Annotated in this window: 15 protein-coding genes; 8 read left to right on the forward strand and 7 right to left on the reverse strand. The window is 70.3% G+C overall.

Annotated elements, in window-relative coordinates; translation table 11 throughout:
* Positions 1-134: 134 nt before the first annotated feature.
* Positions 135-938 carry an SDR family NAD(P)-dependent oxidoreductase gene (locus ACWDOP_RS27535; RefSeq protein ID WP_456347358.1) on the forward strand — a complete coding sequence of 268 codons (804 nt, stop codon included), beginning with the start codon at positions 135-137 and terminating at the stop codon, positions 936-938.
* A 33-nt stretch (positions 939-971) separates the two neighbouring features.
* Here ACWDOP_RS27535 and ACWDOP_RS27540 read toward each other — a convergent pair whose 3' ends face one another.
* The gene (locus ACWDOP_RS27540; RefSeq protein ID WP_456347387.1) at positions 972-1,940 is read right to left on the reverse strand and encodes a helix-turn-helix transcriptional regulator; all 969 of its coding nucleotides are present in this window, start codon (positions 1,938-1,940) and stop codon (positions 972-974) included.
* Between the two features lie 68 nt (positions 1,941-2,008).
* Here ACWDOP_RS27540 and ACWDOP_RS27545 point away from each other — a divergent pair, with 68 nt between their 5' ends.
* Complete coding sequence (locus ACWDOP_RS27545) at positions 2,009-2,587, forward strand: DinB family protein (protein ID WP_456347359.1); 579 nt, start codon at positions 2,009-2,011, stop codon at positions 2,585-2,587.
* Positions 2,584-3,045 carry a VOC family protein gene (locus ACWDOP_RS27550; protein WP_456347360.1) on the forward strand — a complete coding sequence of 154 codons (462 nt, stop codon included), beginning with the start codon at positions 2,584-2,586 and terminating at the stop codon, positions 3,043-3,045. The genes ACWDOP_RS27545 and ACWDOP_RS27550 overlap by 4 nt, the downstream gene beginning before the upstream one ends.
* Positions 3,046-3,136: 91 nt before the next feature.
* On the opposite strand, the gene ACWDOP_RS27555 is transcribed toward ACWDOP_RS27550, so the two are convergent.
* Together ACWDOP_RS27555 and ACWDOP_RS27560 are read right to left on the reverse strand one after the other, a co-directional pair.
* On the reverse strand, positions 3,137-3,817 hold the full coding sequence (locus ACWDOP_RS27555; RefSeq protein WP_456347361.1) for a TetR/AcrR family transcriptional regulator: 681 nt from the start codon (positions 3,815-3,817) through the stop codon (positions 3,137-3,139).
* A gap of 10 nt (positions 3,818-3,827) precedes the next feature.
* Entirely contained in the window at positions 3,828-4,145 is a 318-nt protein-coding gene (locus ACWDOP_RS27560; RefSeq protein ID WP_456347362.1) for a hypothetical protein, read from the reverse strand.
* 219 nt (positions 4,146-4,364) lie between these two features.
* Here ACWDOP_RS27560 and ACWDOP_RS27565 point away from each other — a divergent pair, with 219 nt between their 5' ends.
* Genes ACWDOP_RS27565 through ACWDOP_RS27575 form a run of 3 tightly spaced genes read left to right on the forward strand, consistent with a single transcriptional unit; the run spans position 4,365 to position 8,191 of the window.
* The gene (locus ACWDOP_RS27565) at positions 4,365-5,543 is read left to right on the forward strand and encodes an LLM class flavin-dependent oxidoreductase (RefSeq protein WP_456347363.1); all 1,179 of its coding nucleotides are present in this window, start codon (positions 4,365-4,367) and stop codon (positions 5,541-5,543) included.
* A 2-nt stretch (positions 5,544-5,545) separates the two neighbouring features.
* Complete coding sequence (locus ACWDOP_RS27570; protein ID WP_456347364.1) at positions 5,546-6,622, forward strand: alcohol dehydrogenase catalytic domain-containing protein; 1,077 nt, start codon at positions 5,546-5,548, stop codon at positions 6,620-6,622.
* Between the two features lie 15 nt (positions 6,623-6,637).
* Entirely contained in the window at positions 6,638-8,191 is a 1,554-nt protein-coding gene (locus ACWDOP_RS27575) for a fatty acyl-CoA synthetase (protein ID WP_456347365.1), read from the forward strand.
* A gap of 37 nt (positions 8,192-8,228) precedes the next feature.
* Here ACWDOP_RS27575 and ACWDOP_RS27580 read toward each other — a convergent pair whose 3' ends face one another.
* Together ACWDOP_RS27580 and ACWDOP_RS27585 are read right to left on the reverse strand one after the other, a co-directional pair.
* Positions 8,229-8,741, reverse strand: coding sequence for a response regulator (locus ACWDOP_RS27580; RefSeq protein WP_456347366.1), 513 nt, complete (start codon positions 8,739-8,741; stop codon positions 8,229-8,231).
* A gap of 373 nt (positions 8,742-9,114) precedes the next feature.
* Positions 9,115-9,381 (reverse strand): hypothetical protein, encoded by a 267-nt coding sequence (locus tag ACWDOP_RS27585; protein WP_456347367.1) that lies wholly within the window; start codon positions 9,379-9,381, stop codon positions 9,115-9,117.
* Positions 9,382-10,039: 658 nt separating this feature from the next.
* Here ACWDOP_RS27585 and ACWDOP_RS27590 point away from each other — a divergent pair.
* Complete coding sequence (locus tag ACWDOP_RS27590; RefSeq protein WP_456347368.1) at positions 10,040-10,180, forward strand: hypothetical protein; 141 nt, start codon at positions 10,040-10,042, stop codon at positions 10,178-10,180.
* A gap of 73 nt (positions 10,181-10,253) precedes the next feature.
* On the opposite strand, the gene ACWDOP_RS27595 is transcribed toward ACWDOP_RS27590, so the two are convergent.
* Positions 10,254-14,057 carry an NACHT and WD repeat domain-containing protein gene (locus tag ACWDOP_RS27595; protein WP_456347369.1) on the reverse strand — a complete coding sequence of 1,268 codons (3,804 nt, stop codon included), beginning with the start codon at positions 14,055-14,057 and terminating at the stop codon, positions 10,254-10,256.
* Positions 14,058-14,325: 268 nt separating this feature from the next.
* On the opposite strand from ACWDOP_RS27595, the gene ACWDOP_RS27600 reads away from it, so the two are divergent.
* Positions 14,326-15,669: a TIGR01777 family oxidoreductase gene (locus ACWDOP_RS27600; protein WP_456347370.1), complete on the forward strand. Its 1,344-nt coding sequence runs from the start codon at positions 14,326-14,328 to the stop codon at positions 15,667-15,669.
* A gap of 70 nt (positions 15,670-15,739) precedes the next feature.
* Here the strand turns inward: ACWDOP_RS27600 and katG are convergent, their stop codons facing one another.
* A complete protein-coding gene (gene katG / locus ACWDOP_RS27605) occupies positions 15,740-17,887 on the reverse strand; it encodes a catalase/peroxidase HPI (protein WP_456347388.1) in 2,148 nt (715 codons plus the stop codon).
* Between the last annotated feature and the right edge of the window lie 87 nt (positions 17,888-17,974).

A 17,974-nucleotide genomic window follows, 5' to 3' on the forward strand; every position in this document is an offset into this window, starting at 1 on the left:
GAGTTCCTCTTCGCTGAGATTCTCCCCGAGAGACTACACCGGGTGACCCTTTCACCCGCAATCTGCAACATTGGTGTTGCATGTTCTAATTAATTCGCTACTCTCGTGTTACCAAGGATCGAAGGAGAACCACCATGGCCCACTCGGGAAGAACAGCACTGGTCACCGGCGCCTCGTTCGGCATCGGCGCGGAGTTCGCGGCGGCGCTGGCCGCCCGCGGCGACGACCTGATACTCGTCGCGCGCTCGATCGAACGGCTGGAATCCTTTGCCGCGGAACTGCGTAACCGCCACGGCGTCCGCGTCGAGGTCATCGGCCAGGATCTCGCGCACCCGGACGCCGCCACCCGCGTCACCGACGAGATCGCACGCCGCGGCCTGATCGTCGACATCCTCGTCAACAACGCCGGGTTCGGCAGCGCGGGCCGATTCGAGGAACTGCCCGCCGAGAGCGAGCACGACCAGTTGATGGTCAACATCGTCGCCCTGGCCGGACTGACCCGGCTCCTGATCCCCGGCATGCTCGAGCGCGGCGCCGGCGAGGTCGTGAACGTCGCCTCGACCGCGGCGTTCCAGCCCTCCCCCTACTTCGCCACCTACGCCTCCACGAAGGCGTTCGTCCTGAATTTCAGCCTCGCGCTGTGGAGCGAGTACAGCGATCGCGGCGTCAAGGTCCTCGCGGTCTGCCCCGGGCCGACCGAAACCCAGTTCTTCGACGTGGTCGGCACCCGCAAGGCCGCGATCGGCGCGCCGATGGGCAGCGCGGACCAGGTGGTGCGGGCGAGCCTGCGCGCCCTGGAGCGCAACCGGGGCTACGTGGTCCCGGGCCTGGGCAATTTCGCCTCGGCGCACCTGCTCCCCCGCCGCCCCCGCACCCTGGTCGCCCGTATCGCCAAGATCGCCACCCGCCAGGTGGCCGACACGACCGCGCGGGTCTGACCGACGGGCCGGAACCCGGTCGGCCCGCGGCCGCTACGACCCGTCACCACCCGCGGCGGCCAGATTTCCCGCGAGAACCCGTGCGCGCAGAGCCAATTCGGGCGGTTCGAGGACCTCGAATCGGTGTCCCAGCACCAGCACGTGCATCAGCACGGCATCGAGATTGGCTGCCCCGCTGCGGAGTTCGCACGACTCGGCATCGCGGGCCTCGACCACCGCCGCAGCGGGCGGCACCTGGGCGCGGACGGTCTCGGCGGGTGCGTGCACCAGAAACCGCGCCCGCCTGGGGTACACCCGGGCCGCGACGCTCTCCTGTACGAAGGCCGCCGCGTCCGGCGCCGGACGGGCGCGGAAATGCCAGGTACGCAGGGCGACGTCGCGCATCCGGTCGACCCGGAACGTCCGCCAGTCGGCGCGCTCGAGATCGTAGGCGAGCAGGTACCAGCGCCGATCCGAGGCCACCAGGCGGTAGGGCTCGACGCGGCGCCGGGCCACCACGTCACCGGCCGGGTAGTCGAACCCGGCTTCGAGCTGATCGTGGCACGCGCGCGCCAGGGTCAGGATCGCGTCCGGGTCGACCGGGGACCGGCCGCGATCGAACGATTCGATCGCCTCGGTGAGCACCCGCATCTCGTGCCGCAGCCGCGCGGGCAGTACCCGGTCGAGCTTGGTCAGTGCCCGCAACGCCGCGTCGCCCGCCCCGGTCAACGCACCACCCGCGCCGACCAGCAGCGCGACCGCCGTGGCGATGGCCTCCTCGTCGTCCAGCAGCAGCGGCGGCAGATCCTGCCCCGACCCGAGCTGGTATCCCCCGCCGACCCCCTGACTGGCGTGCACCGGATAGCCCAGCGCGCGCAGTCTTTCGACGTCACGGCGCACCGTGCGCACGGTGACCCCGAGCCGCCCGGCCAGCTCGGGACCGGTCCACACCTGCCGCTGCTGCAGCAGCCCGAGCAGGGTCAGCACCCGTTCGGTCGTTCCCCGGTCGTCCCGGTCCGTCATGGCCACCTCACCGAGTGTCCGTGCGATTGCGGACCGATACTGTCCGCTATTGCTGTCAGAGTAGCCGCATGGACGCAGACGAACCGGACTGGAACGCCCTGCTGTGCGACCAGTGGGAGTTCCACTGGAATCACCAGGTGCGGCAACGACTCGAGGGCCTGAGCGACGACGAGTACTTCTGGTCGCCGGTGCCGAACGCCTGGAGCGTGTACCCGCGCGGCGCCTCGGCCGCCCCCATCCAGGCGGGCCGCGGCGACTTCACCATCGACTTCGCCTACCCGCCAACGGATCCCGCGCCGTTCACCACGATCGCCTGGCGACTCGGCCACGTGATCGTGGGTGTGCTCGCGGCCCGCAACGCCGCGCATTTCGGCGCACCCGCCGCCTCGTACGAGGACTGGGAATACGCGAGCACCGCGAAGCAGGCCCTCGAACAACTCGAAACACAGCTCGGCACATGGATTTCCGGTGTTCGCGCGCTCGGCAGCGACGGACTGGCCGTACCGTGCGGACCCGCCGAGCCCTACCCGGACCTGCCGATGGCCGCGCTGGTACTGCACATCCACCGGGAACTCATCCACCATCTGTCCGAGGTCGCGCTGCTGCGCGATCTCTACCTGCACACCACGAACGGAGCCGCCCGATGAGCCGCCACCTGCAGATCACCTTCGACGCGCACGACCCGAAGGCGCTCTCGACCTTCTGGCGCGACGTGCTCGGCTATGTCCACCCCGGCCCGCCCGGGGTCGAACTGCCCGCGGGCGCGGACCCGCTCGCGGCGTGGGACGAATTCCTGGCCGCGATGGGCGTCCCGCCCGAACACCGCAACACCCGCTCGGCCATCGAGGACCCGGACGGGTCCGGCCCGCGCGTGTTCTTCCAGCAGGTGCCCGAGGACAAGGTCGCCAAGAACCGCGTGCATCTCGACGTGCGCGCGGCGCCGGGCCTGCAGGGCGCGGAGCGCATGGCCGCACTCGAGGCCGAATGCGATCGCCTGGTCGCACTGGGCGCGAAGCGTCTCACCCGCGTCGAGCCGGAGCCGCCCATGGGTTTCGGCCATATCGTCATGGCGGATCCCGAAGGCAACGAATTCTGCCTGGACTGAATGCCGCGCGGCGCGGGGCGCACCGGATTCCGTACCGGCACAGCGGGATCGAATCCCCGTCCGACGCGAGAGGCGAACTCGCGCCCGCGCCTCAGTCCCCGAGCAGCGCGCTCAGGCCCCCGCGCAGGAACACCACCTGATCGTCGAGGAACTCGGTCAGTTCGGCGGCGGTCAGCGCGTGCGCCGCGCTCGAATCGTCGGCATGCGCCAGCGCCTGCAGGAACGTCGTCAGGGCCACCGCCCAGCGGCGTTCCAGCCGGGTGGGATCGCTGCCGGGGAAGGTACGACGGACCTGTGCGAGCAGGACGCCGCGCAGGTCTTCCTCGGCGGCTTCGAGGGCGGGGTGAGCCTGCACCGACAACTGGGAAACGATCTTGATCCAGCGCATGCCGCGGGTGCGGTGGTCGTGCAGCAGCGCCCGATAGGGGCCGGTGACCGCGTCCACCAGCTCGGCGGGAGTCGGCGGCGCGGGGCGAGCGCCCAGTACATCGACGTTCGCTCGGATCCGGTCACGCACGGGCGCACCCAAGTCGAGCAGAACAGCCGACAGCAGATCGGTTTTCGTGCCGAAGTGATAGTTCACCGAGGCCGCGCCCAGGCCGGCGGCGGCATTGATCGCGCGCACCGACACCGCGTCCACGCCTTCGGCGGCGAAGAGCCGCTCGGCGGTCTTCAGCAGTCGGGTACGGGTCGTGGCGCCTTGACGATTGGCGGGCGTGAGCATGGGTCCGAGCTTGGCACAGGCTCGGCCTGCCTCGAACGTCCGGCTCATCGGACCTCGATCACCCGAGCGCCCATCGGCAATGCGCGCGCACCGCCCGGCCCGAGTCGTCCAGCCAGCCCGCATCGCGCGCGTACCCGAGCATCGCGGCGAACCCCCGTTCCCAGCCCGAACCGGCGGTCAGTGCGGCCCGCAGTTCGGTCTCCAGGCGCTCGATATCGAGCCAGGCGTGCGTGCCGTCGAATTCCGCCCAGCCGGACAGCGCGGAGCGCAGGAGATCGTCGTCGCGAGGACCGGTGATTACCACCGACAGGGTGGTGAAGTCATCCGGTTCGACGAGGCGCGGGCTCGGCCCGCCGGGTTCGACGTCGAGGTACACAGCGGGCTCCCACGGTAGCGAAAATACTGGATCAGTTGATCCACTCTAGATCGGTAGCGCCCATCAGAGTCAACCGAAGATTCGTTATCTGTCGCCACTTTTCCGCCCCGTTCCACTCAGCGAGACACTCATTTTTGGATCACTCGATCCATGTTGTCATGAAGGGGCACCGCAGTGAGCCCGCTCACAGCCCCGTCTCGACGAGGAGATACCCGTTCCATGTGGACCCCCAGCTCGATGAAATTCGGCGCCTTCCTGGCCCCGTACCACCCCCTCGACGCCGATCCCGCGCTGCAGCTGCGCCGCGATATCGACCTGATGGAGCATCTGGACCACCTCGGATTCGACGAGGCCTGGATGGGTGAGCACCACTCGACCGGCGCCGAGATCGTCCCCGCCCCCGACCTTTTCATCGCCGCCGCCGCCGAGCGCACACAGCGCATCCGCTTCGGCACCGGCGTGGTGTCCCTGCCCTACCACCACCCGCTGATCACCGCCGACCGCATCACCCAGCTCGACCTGCAGACGCGCGGACGGCTCATCTTCGGCACTGGCCCGGGCAAGATCACCCTCGACGCCCACATGATGGGCATCGACCCCTCCGATCAGCGCCGCCGCCAGGGCGAGGCCCTCGAAGCGATCACCCGGCTGCTGCGCGGCGAGGTCGTCGACATGCGGACCGACTGGTTCACCCTGAAGGACGCGCGCGCCCAGCTGCCCACCTACGACCCCGCCGGCATCGAAATCGCCACGGCGTCAACCATTTCCCCGAACGGCTCGGTGCTCGCGGGCACCCACGGCCTGTCGCTGCTGTCCCTGGCCGCCAGCTCACCCGGCGGATTCGAGGTGCTCGATCGCAACTGGGGCGTCTACGAGAAGACATGCGCCGAACACGGGCACATCGCCGACCGCGCCAACTGGCGGCTGGTGAACCCGATCTTCCTGGCCGAGTCCCGCGCCGACGCCGAGCGCGCGGTGTCGCGGCGCATCGGCTCGATGGCCGCCTACGTCAACCGCCAGACCGGCCAGAGCCCGGACTGGGCGCGGACGCCCAAGGGCATCGTCGATCAGTGGCGTAACGACACCCTCGGGGAGTTCGGCCAGGCCATCATCGGCACCCCGGACGAGGCCATCGAGCAGATCCAGCGCCTGATCGACAAGACCGGCGGCTTCGGCACCATGCTCGTGCTGCACGTGGACATGGCGAGCTGGGAGGACACCAAGCGCAGCTACGAGCTGTTCGCCTCCGAGGTCGTCCCGCATTTCAAGAACCGCAACCGCGGTCGCGAAGCGAGCCTGCAATTCGCGCAGGACAACCGCGACCTGCTGATCGGGCAACTGGTCACCGCGATCACCAAGGCCCACACCGACTACTACGGCGCACAGACGGGAGCCTGACCATGCGCGCAACACAATTCCTCGAGGGGCAGTTCTCCGTGGCCGAGGTGGACGCGCCACCGGCCCTGGGCTCCTGGCAGATTCGCATCGACGTGGCGGCCTGCGGCATCTGCGGCAGTGACCTGTCGGTGTCGAAGGACCCCTGCCGGTTCGTGGGAGTCGCGAACGCCGCCGGATACCCGCTGGCCGAGTTCGACGCCGACCGACCGGTGGTGCTGGGCCACGAGTACGCGGGGATCGTCGCCGAGATCGGCTCCGACGTCACCGATTTCGCGGTGGGCGACCGGGTCGCCGGCATCGGCCTGGCCACCGACACGGCCACCGGAATCCCGACGATCATCGGCTACTCGAACACCTATCACGGCGCGTTCGGCGAGCAGATCGTGGTGGACGCCTACTGGGTGCGCAAGGTGCCCGACAACCTGTCCCTGGACCACGCCACCCTGGCCGAACCGCTGCACGTCGGCGAAATGCACGTGCAGCAGTCCGGTCTGACCGCCGCCGACTCCGCGCTCGTGATCGGTTGCGGCACCATCGGCCTGGGCGCGATCGTCGCGGCGAAGGCGCACGGCGCGCGCGTGGTGATCGCCTCCGAACCCTCACCCGCCCGCCGCGAACTCGCCCGGCGGATGGGCGCGGACATCGTGGTCGATCCCACCGAGCAGGATCCCGTCGAGGTGTGGAACGCCCTGGCCGCCGAGGGCAATTCACTGGTGAGCGAAGCGGATTCGGGGATTCTCATCGCCTACGAGTGCAGCGGCCGCGCGGGCGTGATCGGCGAACTGCTGCATCAGCTGCCGTTCAACTCCCGCATCCAGGTCCTGGCCGCGGGGTTCGCCCAGGAGACCATCGTTCCGGTGGTCGGCCAATTCCGGCGCATCGCGGTGAACTTCGGCCACGGCAACTATCAGGAGCCGTACGACATCACGCTGAACCGGCTGGCGGACGGCGTGATCGACGCCGAGGCCCTGATCACCGGACGCGTCGGACTCGACGGGGTGGCGGAGGCGTTCACCGCGCTGCGTTCACCGCGCGAGCACGTGAAGATCATCGTTCACCCCCGCGGCACCGCGGGCTGAACGATCCTTGGAACGATGACGGGCTCCGAATTGTCTTCTCCCATCACTGATCCCCGCGCCGGGACGGTCGACGGCATGCTGCGCCGCAGCGCCGCCCGCCATCCCGGCCGGGTGGCCGTGCGTTTCGCGGACCGCGCCCTCACCTATCGCGAACTCGACGACGCCGTCACCCGGGCCGCCGCCCGGCTGCGGGGGCTCGGATTGACGCCGGGCGACCGAATCGCCGCCTACGGCACCAACTCCGACGCCTACGTGATCGCGTTCCTGGCCGCCGCTCGCGCCGGGCTGGTACACGTCCCGATCAACTACGCCCTGCGCGGCGACGAACTGGCGTATCTGCTCGAACAGTCCGGCGCGCGTGCGGTACTCGCCGATCCGGAACTGACCGCGCACCTCACGCCGGTACTGCCGCCGGGATGCGCCGTGCTCGCGCTGCGGGACGCGGCCGATTCCCTGCTGGACACCTCGACGGCGGGGCCGGTGCCGCCGTGGGAGTCCGGGACCGCCGACACCGATCTCGCGCAGCTGCTGTACACCTCGGGCACGACGTCGAAACCCAAGGGCGCCATGATGACTCATCGCGCCCTGGTACACGAGTACACCAGCGCCATCGTCGCGCTCGACCTGGACGCGGCGGACAACCCGCTGATCTGCATGCCGCTGTACCACTCGGCGGGCATGCACGTGTTCATGCTGCCGTACCTGGCGGTCGGGGCCACCGTGCGGCTGCTGCCCGTGCCGGACATTCCCGAGATCCTGCGCACGGTCGAGGCCGAACGCATCGGTTCGCTGTTCCTCGCACCGACCGTCTGGGTTCCACTGGCCGCGCACCCGGGGCTGGACGAGCACGATCTGTCCTCGCTGCGCAAGGCGCAGTACGGCGCGTCGATCATGCCGGTCACCGTGTTGCAGCGGCTGCGCGAACGCTATCCGGCACTGGGCTTCTACAACTGCTTCGGGCAGTCGGAGATCGGCCCGCTGTCGACCGTGCTGCGCCCCGCGGAGCACGCGGATCGGCCGGACTCGTGCGGGCGTCCGGTGCTGTTCGTGGAGGCTCGCGTCGTCGATACCGCCGGCGCGGACGTGGCCGCGGGCGTGCCCGGGGAGATCCTGTACCGCTCACCGCAACTGTGCCTGGGTTATTGGGAGAACCCGGGGGCGACCGCGGCCGCGTTCACCGACGGCTGGTTCCACTCGGGCGATCTCGTGGTCCGCGACGCGGAGGGCTTCATCACCGTGGTCGACCGGATCAAGGACGTGATCAACACCGGCGGCATCCTGGTGGCCTCGCGCGAGGTCGAGGACGCGCTCTACACCCACCCGGCGGTGGCGGAGGTGGCGGTGATCGGCACCCCGGACCCGCGCTGGATCGAGGCGGTGACGGCCGTGGTGGTGTTGCGCGCCGACACCGACGCGGTCGCCGCCGGCGACCTCATCGCGCACGTGAAGGAGCGGCTCGCCCCGTTCAAGGTCCCGAAGATCGTTCGGTTCGCGGAGGCGCTGCCGCGCAACCAGAGCGGCAAACTCCTCAAACGCGAACTGCGCTCCGGAACTGTCCCGCCGGGGTGATCGGGCGCGCCGGGAGTCGAACCGGCTCCCGGCCCGCCTAGTCGGCGAGCCGTGCCGCGTGCCGCACGACCGGCACGGCCGCGCGCGGCTCGTTGTCCTCGCGATCGTCGATCACCAGGTCCGGGTGCAGGCGGGCGTGAATCCGGGTGAGCAGTTCGCTCGTGCGGAAGGGCTTGGGGAGATAGTCGGCGGCGCCGGCGGCGAGCGCGCTCTCGATCACACCGCGATCCGGCTCGGCGGACACGATCATGATCGGGGCGTCGCCGGTGATCCGCAGTCGCCGGCACACCTCGACGCCGTGCAGATCGGGCAATCTCAGGTCCAGCAGCACCAGGTCCGGATGCCAGCGCTCGGACAGGGCCAGGGCCTGGTGCCCGTTCGGGGCGTGCATCGAGTCGTACCCGGCGGCCGAGAGCACCAGCAGCGCCATCTCGGCGGTGGCCCGGTGTCCTTCGACGACCAGCACCCGCGCGAGGGCGGGATCGGATTCCCGATGGGGATGGATGAGCGGGCGCGGCACTCGCCGGGCGGAGAGCTGGTGACGGTTCATAGTGTTGCCCTTCAGTAACGGGGGACCCTGCAACCCGAACTCGATCGCACCCTGCGGACTCCCCCACCCCTGTGGGATTTGTCCCGAATGCCAGATCTCGAACCCTAGGCGTTCCAGTTACTGTCCAGCAATGAAAAGCGGATATCAGATCTCCGGATAGACCGGATCGTCCTCTTCCCGTGACACACCACTCCGCCGCCCCGCACTTTCGTGACCACACCGAGTCCTGGACGTCCCCCGCAGTTCACCTCGGAGTCAACTCCGAGTCCCGAACACCGGTGCCGAACCCCGGGCGGCCGAGTGGCCGTGGACGCGCGCGAGACGAGCGGCGCCGGGCATCCCCCGAATGGAATGCCCGGATCCACCCCGACGGTCAGTCGCCGTCGAGCTCGGTGTTCGCGCGGCGGACGGCGTCGTGGGCCGCGGCTTCGGCGGCGTGGCGGTCGTCGCGCATGCGGGGACGGGGGCGATCGATACCCTCCATCTCCTCGCGGTCGGCGGGTTCGTAATCACCGCCGGAGTCCTCGCGGGCGAGATTCATGTCCCGCATTCGATCGTGCCGTTCGGCGCGGTGGGCGGCGGCGCTTTCGGCGTCGGCCTTGCGCCGGGCGTCCTGGGAAAGATTCTGCTGACGCTTCATCGAGGTGCCTCCGGAGTGTGAGGTGTCCGTCCCGAGCAGAAACAACCCGACCAGTATGCGCTCGCTGTTCACACCCGGACCGGACCCGAGTCCATCCCGCAATCGAAGGCCCCGCGCGCCCGGGGAGCGAGCACTCCCGCGGGCGCCGGACCGCGAAACCCTAGGGGCAGGGCACGCTGCCACTTGCCGAGCCGCTCATCGAGCCGATGACCATCTTGAGCAACGCGTCGAACAGACCACCGGAAATGAATTCAGCCATGGCAGAGCTCCTATCGAAACAATCGTGTCAGCGTTGATCGCTGACGGTTCGCGGACTGCACGCTACTGCACGGATCGAGACGTCATCATCTTTTGCAGGAAAACACTAGTAATTACTTCCCGCACGCCGGTGATGCCCGTCATTTCCAGGCATTTTGACTGATTCGACCGTTTGTCTGCACGGATCTCGTCGAATCGAAACGACCTCCGAATAATCCCATTTGATGAGGTTTGCCCGGATGCAAAATCGCGAAACGTCCACCGGTGAGAGCCGATCCGAGAGCGTATCCGTCCGGTCCGGACCCGGATCTGTCCGGACCGGAAAGTAGGTTTTCCCAGCGCGACCGGGCGATCTTCCACCGGCACCCGAAACGGACTGGACATCCAGTGCAAATCTGATGTGGCACCGGCGAAGACCGGAGCAACTCCCCAACACAGTTCGACCGAGAAGGACACGCTCATGCTTTCTGGATTCACTCAGCTGTTCAACAACCTCACCCTGTTCGGCGGCGACCTGCTCGGTCTGCACATCGGCTTCTGACAGCCCACCCCCGAAAAGCCCGTACGGCCGCATTCCTCCCGGCCGTGCGGGCTTTCCGCATTTCCGAATACGATCAGCGCGCGCAGGCGGCGGCCAATTCCGGACGCCATCGCCGCCAATCCCCGTCGAGTTCGGAACCCGCGCTCGCCGCGCACACCCGCTCGGCCGCAGCCGACGGATCGGTGTTCAGCCAACTCAGCACCGCGTTGCCCCCGCCCGCGCCGAGCATCCCGGTGGGACTGAACTGCACCCGCCAGCGCACCGTGCCGCGCGGCACGATCGAGGCGCCCATCGCCTCCGGCGCGGCGGGATCGGCGATGGACCACAGCCGCACGGTCTGATCGTCGGCACCGGTGGCCAGCGACCGCGCCCCGGGATCGAAACTCACCGACCGGATCGCGCTCGAGTAGCCGCCGAGCGCGGCGAGTTCGTCGGCGCGATCGCCGTCCAGGCGCGCCACCCGCACGATCTGATCGTCACCACCGGTTGCCAGGAGTGTGCCGTCGGCACTGATCGAGAGCGCGTTCAGGCTGCGGTGGTAGTCGGCCAGCACGGTCGAGGTGCGTTGCGCCGCGGCCAGATTCCAGCTGTGCACCCGCCCTTCGCCCGACACCGCGTACAGCCGTGTCCCGTCGGGCGCGAAGGCCACCGCGTTCACCCACCCGCCCGGCCCGGTCAGCGCGCTGTCCTGCGCGACCGGCCGGTCACGATCGCCGAGGTCCCAGATCTGCACGCTGGTGTCGGTGAGCGCGGTCGCCAGGTGGCGCGAGTCGGGCGAGAACGCGATCTCGTGCGCGTAGCGCGCCTGCGGCAGGTCCAGGGTGGGCAGCGGCCGGGGCGCGGTGCGATCGGCGAGGTCGAACAGCAGCACCGGCCCGCTGTCGACCAGGCTCACCGCCAGGGTGCGGCCGTCCGGCGCGAGCGCGAGGTTCTCGACCCGCACGTCCGCGGGCATGGGCGCGGCGGCGATCGGGCGCGGGGTCGCGCCGGCGGTGTCCCACAGCAGGACGGTCCCGTCCCACGACCCGGTCGCCATGAGCGCGCCCGAGGCGTCGAAGGCGGGGGCCTGCACCTGCGCGGTGTGGCCGGCGAGTTCGGCGGGTGAGAGCGTCCAGACCTGCAATTCGCCGGATTGGCCGCCGGTGAGCACCCGGCCCTCGTCCAGGAACAAGGCTGCCGCGAGCGCACCGCGGCTGCCGCCCATGGGTTTTCCCACCGGCACCGGCCGGCGGGGATCGATCACGCTCCACAGATCGGCGGTGCCGTCCCGACCGGCGGTGACCAGAGTCCGGCCGTCCGGGGCGAAGGTCAGCGACCAGACCGCCGCGGTGCGCGCGGGCACCGGCGGTCCCAGCGGCGCCGCCTTCGCCCGGTCGCGCATCGACCACAACTGGAAGCTCTGGTCGTCGCTGCCGGTGGCGAGCACGCTCCCGTCGGGGCTGAAGGCGACGGCGTGGATGGTCAGGCGCTGCCCAGACAGGGGTGCGCCGAGCGCTCGCGCGGCGGCGGGGTCGGAAACGTCCCACAGCCGCGCGGTCCGGTCGTCGCTGCCGCTGGCGAGGGTATTCCCGTCCGGTGCGAAGGCCAGGCTGCGGATGGGCGCGTCGTGTCCGGTGAGCGTGACGGTCGCCCCGGACGCCAGATCGTGCAGGCGGACCGTGCGGTCGTCCCCGGCGGTGGCGATCCAGCGGCCGTCCGCGCGCACCGCGACCGCGTACACCGCCCCGCGATGCCCGAGGTCGATGGTGTCGGCGCGCACGGGATGGGCGGGGTCGGAGACGTCCCAGCGGTGCACGCGCCCGGAAGCCGTGCTGGCGAACAGCATTCGCCCGTCGGGCGAGAAGGCAACCGATGCAACCCAGGCGTCCGCGGGCAGCGCGGCGCCCAGCGCGGTCAGCCCGCGGGCGTCGTCGCGTCGCCACAGGCGTACCGCGTTGTCGTAGCCGCCCGAGGCGACGATGCCGTCTCGGGATTGCGCCACACCGTAGATCGCGCCCTCGTGCGCGGGGATGGTGGCCGCGAGCGGGGCGGCCTGCGAGGCCAGCAGCAGGCCGCGGGCCTGCGGATCATCGGGCCGTACGGCGGTGGCGACCAGTGCGAGCTGTGCCGATTCGGTCGGGTCGCCGGCCTGGTTGTGCTGGGCCGCAGCCACCAGCGCGGCGAACTGCGCGTCTTCGCGCTCGCGATCGGCGAGCCGGCTCTGCCGCATGGACACCACGGCCAGCACCGAGGTCACGATCGCGCCGACGACCAGGAACAGCGCCAGCGCCCGTTTGCCGAGCACCCCGCGCCGCCGTACCTGCTCGGCCGCGTCCAGGAATTCGATTCCCAAGGGGGACAGCACATTCGGCATCCGGGACCGCAGATCACTCGCCACCGCGAGCCGGGTCCCCTGGTACAGCAGGGAGCGATCGCGCCCGGCGCCCGCCCATTCCTCGACGTCGGTGTGCAACCGGTGCCGCACGATCGCGTCCTCGCGGTCCTCGTCCACCCATTCGGCCAGGCGCGGCCAGGCGCTGAGCACGGCGTCGTGGGCCAGGGAGGTGCCGGACGCGTCCTGGGTGAGGATGCGGGCCGCGACGAGCGTGTTCAGCACGGTGCGCGCCGAGTCCTGGTCCGGGCAGCGCCGAATCAGGCTCTCGCGCTCCACATGCCGGCCCACGGCGGTGCCGTCGGCGGCCGGGGTCACCAGTTGCAGCAGCAGGATGCGGGTGGTCTCGCGCTCGCGGGGGTCGAATTTCTCCCACTGCTGTTCGGCGCTGGTGGCGATCGCGCCGCGCACGCCGCCGGCGCGTTCGTAGGCGCGCACGCTCAGCAGGTCGCCCTCGCGGAATTCCCAGGTGCTACGCAGGGCGTGGGCGAGCAGCGGGAAGGTGCCCGCGCGCACGGCCCGGCCGCCGCCGCGGACCCCGAGGTCGGCCAGGATGAGCTCGACCAGCCCGTCGCCCAGCCGCAGCCCCACGCGCCGGGCGGGTTCGACGATGGCGGCGGTCAGTTCGGCGACGCTGGGCGGGCCGAGCAGTATCTGATTGCGTTCGAGCAGCGCGGCCAGGGCCGGGAAGCGGGCGGCCTGGGTGTAGAAGTCGGCGCGCAGGGCCGCGACCACGCCCGCGCACCGGCCGGGCAGCACCGGGCCGCGGGTCACCAGCGACGCCAGGACCTCGAGATAGCGGCTCGCGGCATCGTCGTCGAACGGCGGCAGGAACAGCTCTTCGAGCTGATCGACCACCAGCACATACGGTTTCGCGTCCGAGGCGCGTTCGGCGGCCCAGTCCGCGAGCGCCCCGGCGGCGACCGCGCCGGGCGTCACCGGCAGCACGTCGAATTCCGCGCGCACGCGGGCGGCGAATCCGGCCTGCAGCAGCGAGGATTTCCCGACGCCGGAGTCGCCGACCAGGATCAGCGGTTCCCCGGTGCCCAGGTTTTCGGTGAATCGGGCGCGCAGCGTTTCGATCTGGCTCTCGCGCCCCGCGAAGTACTCCGCGTCGGTGATCGTCAGGGCCGCCAGTCCCGGATACGGGCAGATCGCCGGGACCGGCCCGGCCGGTGTTCCGGTCCGCTCCTGTTGCGCCCGCGACCAGAGTTTGTGCCACCCGGTCATCGAATACAGTTCCGGCAGTGCGGGATCGGGCCGGCGCGCCTGCGCGGCGGGCACCAGCACGCCCAGCACGGCGGACAGGCCGTCGAACTTGGCGGGCACGCTGCGCCCGAGCCGCCAGTCCGAGATCCGCTGCGCGCTGATCTCGCGCCCCTGTGGATTGCGCACCCGCAGCTCGCGGGTGGCCCGCATGCTGATCACGCGCAGCGGCGGCGCGCCGGCGGCGGAGTACAGCGCGTCGAGCCGCTGCGCCAACTCGCCCCGGGCACTGGTCGTCACTGTTCGCACCCTTCGAATTCATACCGATCGGTTTGTGCGTCGATCCTCGATGCTACCGACGCCCGTCCGGGCCGCCGTCGGCAGATCTCCGCTGGCCACGGACTCGCGGGGACGCCGCGGGCGACCCGGGCCGACCCGCCGGGCCGGAGCCATTCGTCGCGAACCGGACCCGGGGCGAGTTGCGCGCGGGCACGCCCGCGCTCGGGCACATCCGGCGCGAACGATGCACGTTCGCTGCAATCGCCGGATTCGCGCCTACAGTCGAGGGATGGGCATCCAACGTTCCAGCGTGGTTGACGCGCCATTGGCGGAAGTATTCGACTGGTTCGCCCGGCCCGGGGCCTTCACCCGGCTGGTACCGCCGTGGCAGCCGATGACCCTGATCTCGGAGGCCGAGTCGCTCGCCGACGGCCGGGCCGTCCTGGGACTACCCGGGGGTCTGCGCTGGGTCGCGCAGCACGACGCCGCCGCCTACGATCCGCCGCACCGGTTCGCGGACGCGGTCGCCGTGGACGGCGTGGCGTCGATGCCGGCCGGAATCGCGATGCGCTGGCGGCACATTCACGAGTTCGAAGCCGTCGACGCGACGCACACGCGGGTGATCGACCGGGTCGAGACGCCGATTCCCGAGGCCGCGCTGCGAGCCACCTTCGACTACCGCTACCGGCAACTGGCCGACGACCTGGCCGCGCACCGGCGGGCGGCACGGCACGGATTCTCGGGGTCCACCATCGCGATCACCGGCGCGTCCGGCCTGGTCGGCTCGGCACTGGCGGCTTTCCTGAGCACCGGCGGGCACACCGTGATCCGGCTGGTGCGCCACGCACCGCGCCACGCGGGCGAACGACGCTGGGACACGGGCGCTCCCGCACCCGATCTGCTCGACGGGATCGACGCGGTCGTCCACCTCGCCGGGGCGTCGATCGCGGGTCGATTCACCGAGCAGCATCGAAAAGACATCCGGGACAGCAGGATCGAACCGACGCGTCGGCTCGCCGAGCTGGCGGGCCGCGCGGGCGTGGGCGCTTTCGTGAGCGCGTCGGCCGTCGGGTTCTACGGCTACGACCGCGGCGACGACGAGCTCACCGAGAACTCCACGCGCGGTGACGGTTTCCTGGCCGACGTGGTCGCGGACTGGGAGGACGCCACCGAGCCCGCCGCCGCGGCGGGCACCCGTGTGGTCCGGGTCCGGACCGGGATCGTGCAGTCCCCGCGCGGGGGCACCCTGCGCCTGTTGCGCCCGCTGTTCGCCGCGGGCCTGGGCGGGCGGATCGGCGACGGCCGGCAGTGGCTGCCGTGGATCGGCATCGACGATCTCGTGGACGTGTATCACCGTGCGCTCTGGGATGATTCGCTGTCCGGCCCGGTCAACGCGGTGAGCCCGAACCCGGTGCGCAACGCCGAGTACACCGCCGTCCTGGCGAAGGTATTGCACCGCCCCGCGTTCGTGCCGGTGCCGACGTTCGGCCCGGCGCTGCTGCTGGGCGAACAGGGCGCCCGCGAACTCGCCGCCGCGAGTCAGCGGGTCCTCCCCGAACGCTTGGCGAAGGCCGAACATCGTTTCCGCACAGCCGAATTGGATCCCGCGCTGCGGCATCTGCTCGGCAAGTAGCGGAACAGCACTGCAGCACAGCGAAACCCGGGCCGGACCACACGGTCCGACCCGGGTTCCGGTGTATCGATCAGGCCAGGTCGAAGCGGTCGCTGTCGACCACCTTGACCCACGCGGCGACGAAGTCGTTCACGAAGCGCTCGCCCGAATCCTGCTGGGCGTAGACCTCCGCGATCGCCCGCAGCTGCGAGTGCGAGCCGAAGACCAGGTCGTTGGCGGTGGCGGTCCAGACCGCCTTGCCCGAGCGGGAGTCGACGCCGTCGTAGACGTTCTCCGCGGTCTCGGACGCCTTCCACTCGGTGTTCTGGTTCAGCAGGTTGACGAAGAAGTCGTTCGTCAGCACGCCCGGGCGGTCGGTGAAGACGCCGTGCTCGGAGTCGCCGTAGTTGGCGCCGAGCGCGCGCAGGCCGCCGACCAGCACGGTCAGCTCCGGCGCGGTGACGTCCAGCAGGTACGCCTTCTCGAGCAGCAGCCGCTCGAGCGGCGCCTTCTCACCGGGGCGGACGTAGTTGCGGAAGCCGTCGGCGCGGGGCTCGAGCACCGCGAACGACTCGACGTCGGTGTTCTCCTGCGAGGCGTCGGTCCGTCCGGGATGGAACGGGACGGTGACGTCGTATCCGGCGTCCTTGGCGGCCTTCTCGACCGCCGCGGAACCGGCCAGGACGATCAGGTCGGCCAGCGAGACCTTCTTGCCGGATCCGTTGAACTCCTGCTGAATTCCCTCGAGCACCGGCAGCACCTGCGCGAGCGCGGCAGGTTCGTTGACCTCCCAGCTCTTCTGGGGCTCGAGCCGCAGGCGAGCGCCGTTCGCGCCACCGCGCTTGTCGGTGCTGCGGAAGCTCGAGGCGGCCGCCCACGCGGTCTTGACCAGCTGCGCGACCGTCAGGCCCGACTCGAGCACCTTGGCCTTGAGCGCCGCGATGTCCTGCTCGCCGATCAGCTCGTGATCGACCGCGGGCACCGGGTCCTGCCACAGCTGCTCCTCGGGCACCCACGGGCCGAGGTAGCGGCTGATCGGGCCGAGGTCGCGGTGCAGCAGCTTGTACCAGGCCTTGGCGAAGGCCTCGGACAGCTCCTCGGGGTGATCGAGCCAGCGCCGGGTGATCTCGCGGTAGATCGGATCCTCGCGCAGGGCCAGGTCCGAGGTCAGCATCGTGGGGGTGCGCGCGGGACCGCCGAACGGGTCGGGGATGGTGCCCTCGCCCGCGCCGTCCTTGGGCTTCCACTGGTGCGCGCCCGCGGGGCTCTTGGTCAGCTCCCACTCGTAGCCGTACAGGTTCTGCAGGAAGCCGTTGCCCCACTGGGTCGGGGTGGAGGTCCACACGACCTCGAGACCGCTGGTGATCGCGTCCTTGCCCTTGCCGGTGCCGTAGGCGCTCTTCCAGCCCAGGCCCTGCTGCTCGATCGAGGCGGCCTCGGGTTCGGCGCCGACCAGCGCGGCATCGCCGGCGCCGTGGGTCTTGCCGAAGCTGTGCCCGCCGACGATCAGCGCGGCGGTCTCCTCGTCGTTCATCGCCATGCGGCCGAACGTGTCTCGGATGTCGCGCGCGGAGGCGACCGGATCCGGCTGGCCGTTCGGGCCTTCCGGGTTCACGTAGATCAGGCCCATCTGGACCGCGCCCAGCGGACCCGACAGTTCGCGGTCACCGCTGTAGCGCTCGTCGCCCAGCCAGGTGTCCTCGGGACCCCAGAAGACCTCCTCGGGCTCCCAGACGTCCGCGCGGCCGAAGCCGAAGCCGAAGGTCTGGAATCCCATGGAGTCCAGGGCCACGTTGCCGGCGAAGACCAGCAGGTCGGCCCAGGAGATCTTGTTGCCGTACTTCTGCTTGACCGGCCACAGCAGGCGGCGGGCCTTGTCGAGGTTGGCGTTGTCGGGCCAGCTGTTGAGCGGGGCGAAGCGCTGCGCGCCCTGGCCGCCGCCGCCGCGGCCGTCGGCGATGCGGTAGGTGCCGGCCGCGTGCCAGCTCAGGCGGATGAACAGGCCGCCGTAGTTGCCGTAGTCGGCGGGCCACCAATCCTGGGAATCGGTCAGCACGGCGGCGACGTCGGCCTTGAGGGCCTCGACGTCGAGCTTGGCGAATTCCTTGGCGTAGTCGAAGTCCGCGCCGAGCGGGTTCGACTTCGACGAATGCGCGTGCAGGACCGAGAGATCGATCTGCTCGGGCCACCAGTCCTGGTTGGTGCGCGGGCGGCCGTTCTTGGCGGTCGGGGACGGGATCGCCGGGTTCTCGCTCTCGCTGGCGTTACCGCCGGTGACTGGGCATTCGGAGGTCACAGTGTTCCTTCCTGGGGGTGTAATGCGGGC

It is taken from the genome of Nocardia sp. NPDC003693 (genome assembly GCF_053981095.1).

Coding starts and splice junctions, on each gene's coding strand:
- ACWDOP_RS27565 (WP_456347363.1), top strand. CDS start 4,365: ATGTGGACCCCCAGCTCGATGAAATTCGGCGCCTTCCTGGCCCCGTAC.
- ACWDOP_RS27575 (WP_456347365.1), top strand. CDS start 6,638: ATGACGGGCTCCGAATTGTCTTCTCCCATCACTGATCCCCGCGCCGGG.
- ACWDOP_RS27535 (WP_456347358.1), top strand. CDS start 135: ATGGCCCACTCGGGAAGAACAGCACTGGTCACCGGCGCCTCGTTCGGC.
- ACWDOP_RS27540 (WP_456347387.1), bottom strand. CDS start 1,940: ATGACGGACCGGGACGACCGGGGAACGACCGAACGGGTGCTGACCCTG.
- ACWDOP_RS27555 (WP_456347361.1), bottom strand. CDS start 3,817: ATGAGCCGGACGTTCGAGGCAGGCCGAGCCTGTGCCAAGCTCGGACCC.
- ACWDOP_RS27600 (WP_456347370.1), top strand. CDS start 14,326: ATGGGCATCCAACGTTCCAGCGTGGTTGACGCGCCATTGGCGGAAGTA.
- ACWDOP_RS27585 (WP_456347367.1), bottom strand. CDS start 9,381: ATGAAGCGTCAGCAGAATCTTTCCCAGGACGCCCGGCGCAAGGCCGAC.
- ACWDOP_RS27550 (WP_456347360.1), top strand. CDS start 2,584: ATGAGCCGCCACCTGCAGATCACCTTCGACGCGCACGACCCGAAGGCG.
- ACWDOP_RS27570 (WP_456347364.1), top strand. CDS start 5,546: ATGCGCGCAACACAATTCCTCGAGGGGCAGTTCTCCGTGGCCGAGGTG.
- ACWDOP_RS27580 (WP_456347366.1), bottom strand. CDS start 8,741: ATGAACCGTCACCAGCTCTCCGCCCGGCGAGTGCCGCGCCCGCTCATC.
- ACWDOP_RS27545 (WP_456347359.1), top strand. CDS start 2,009: ATGGACGCAGACGAACCGGACTGGAACGCCCTGCTGTGCGACCAGTGG.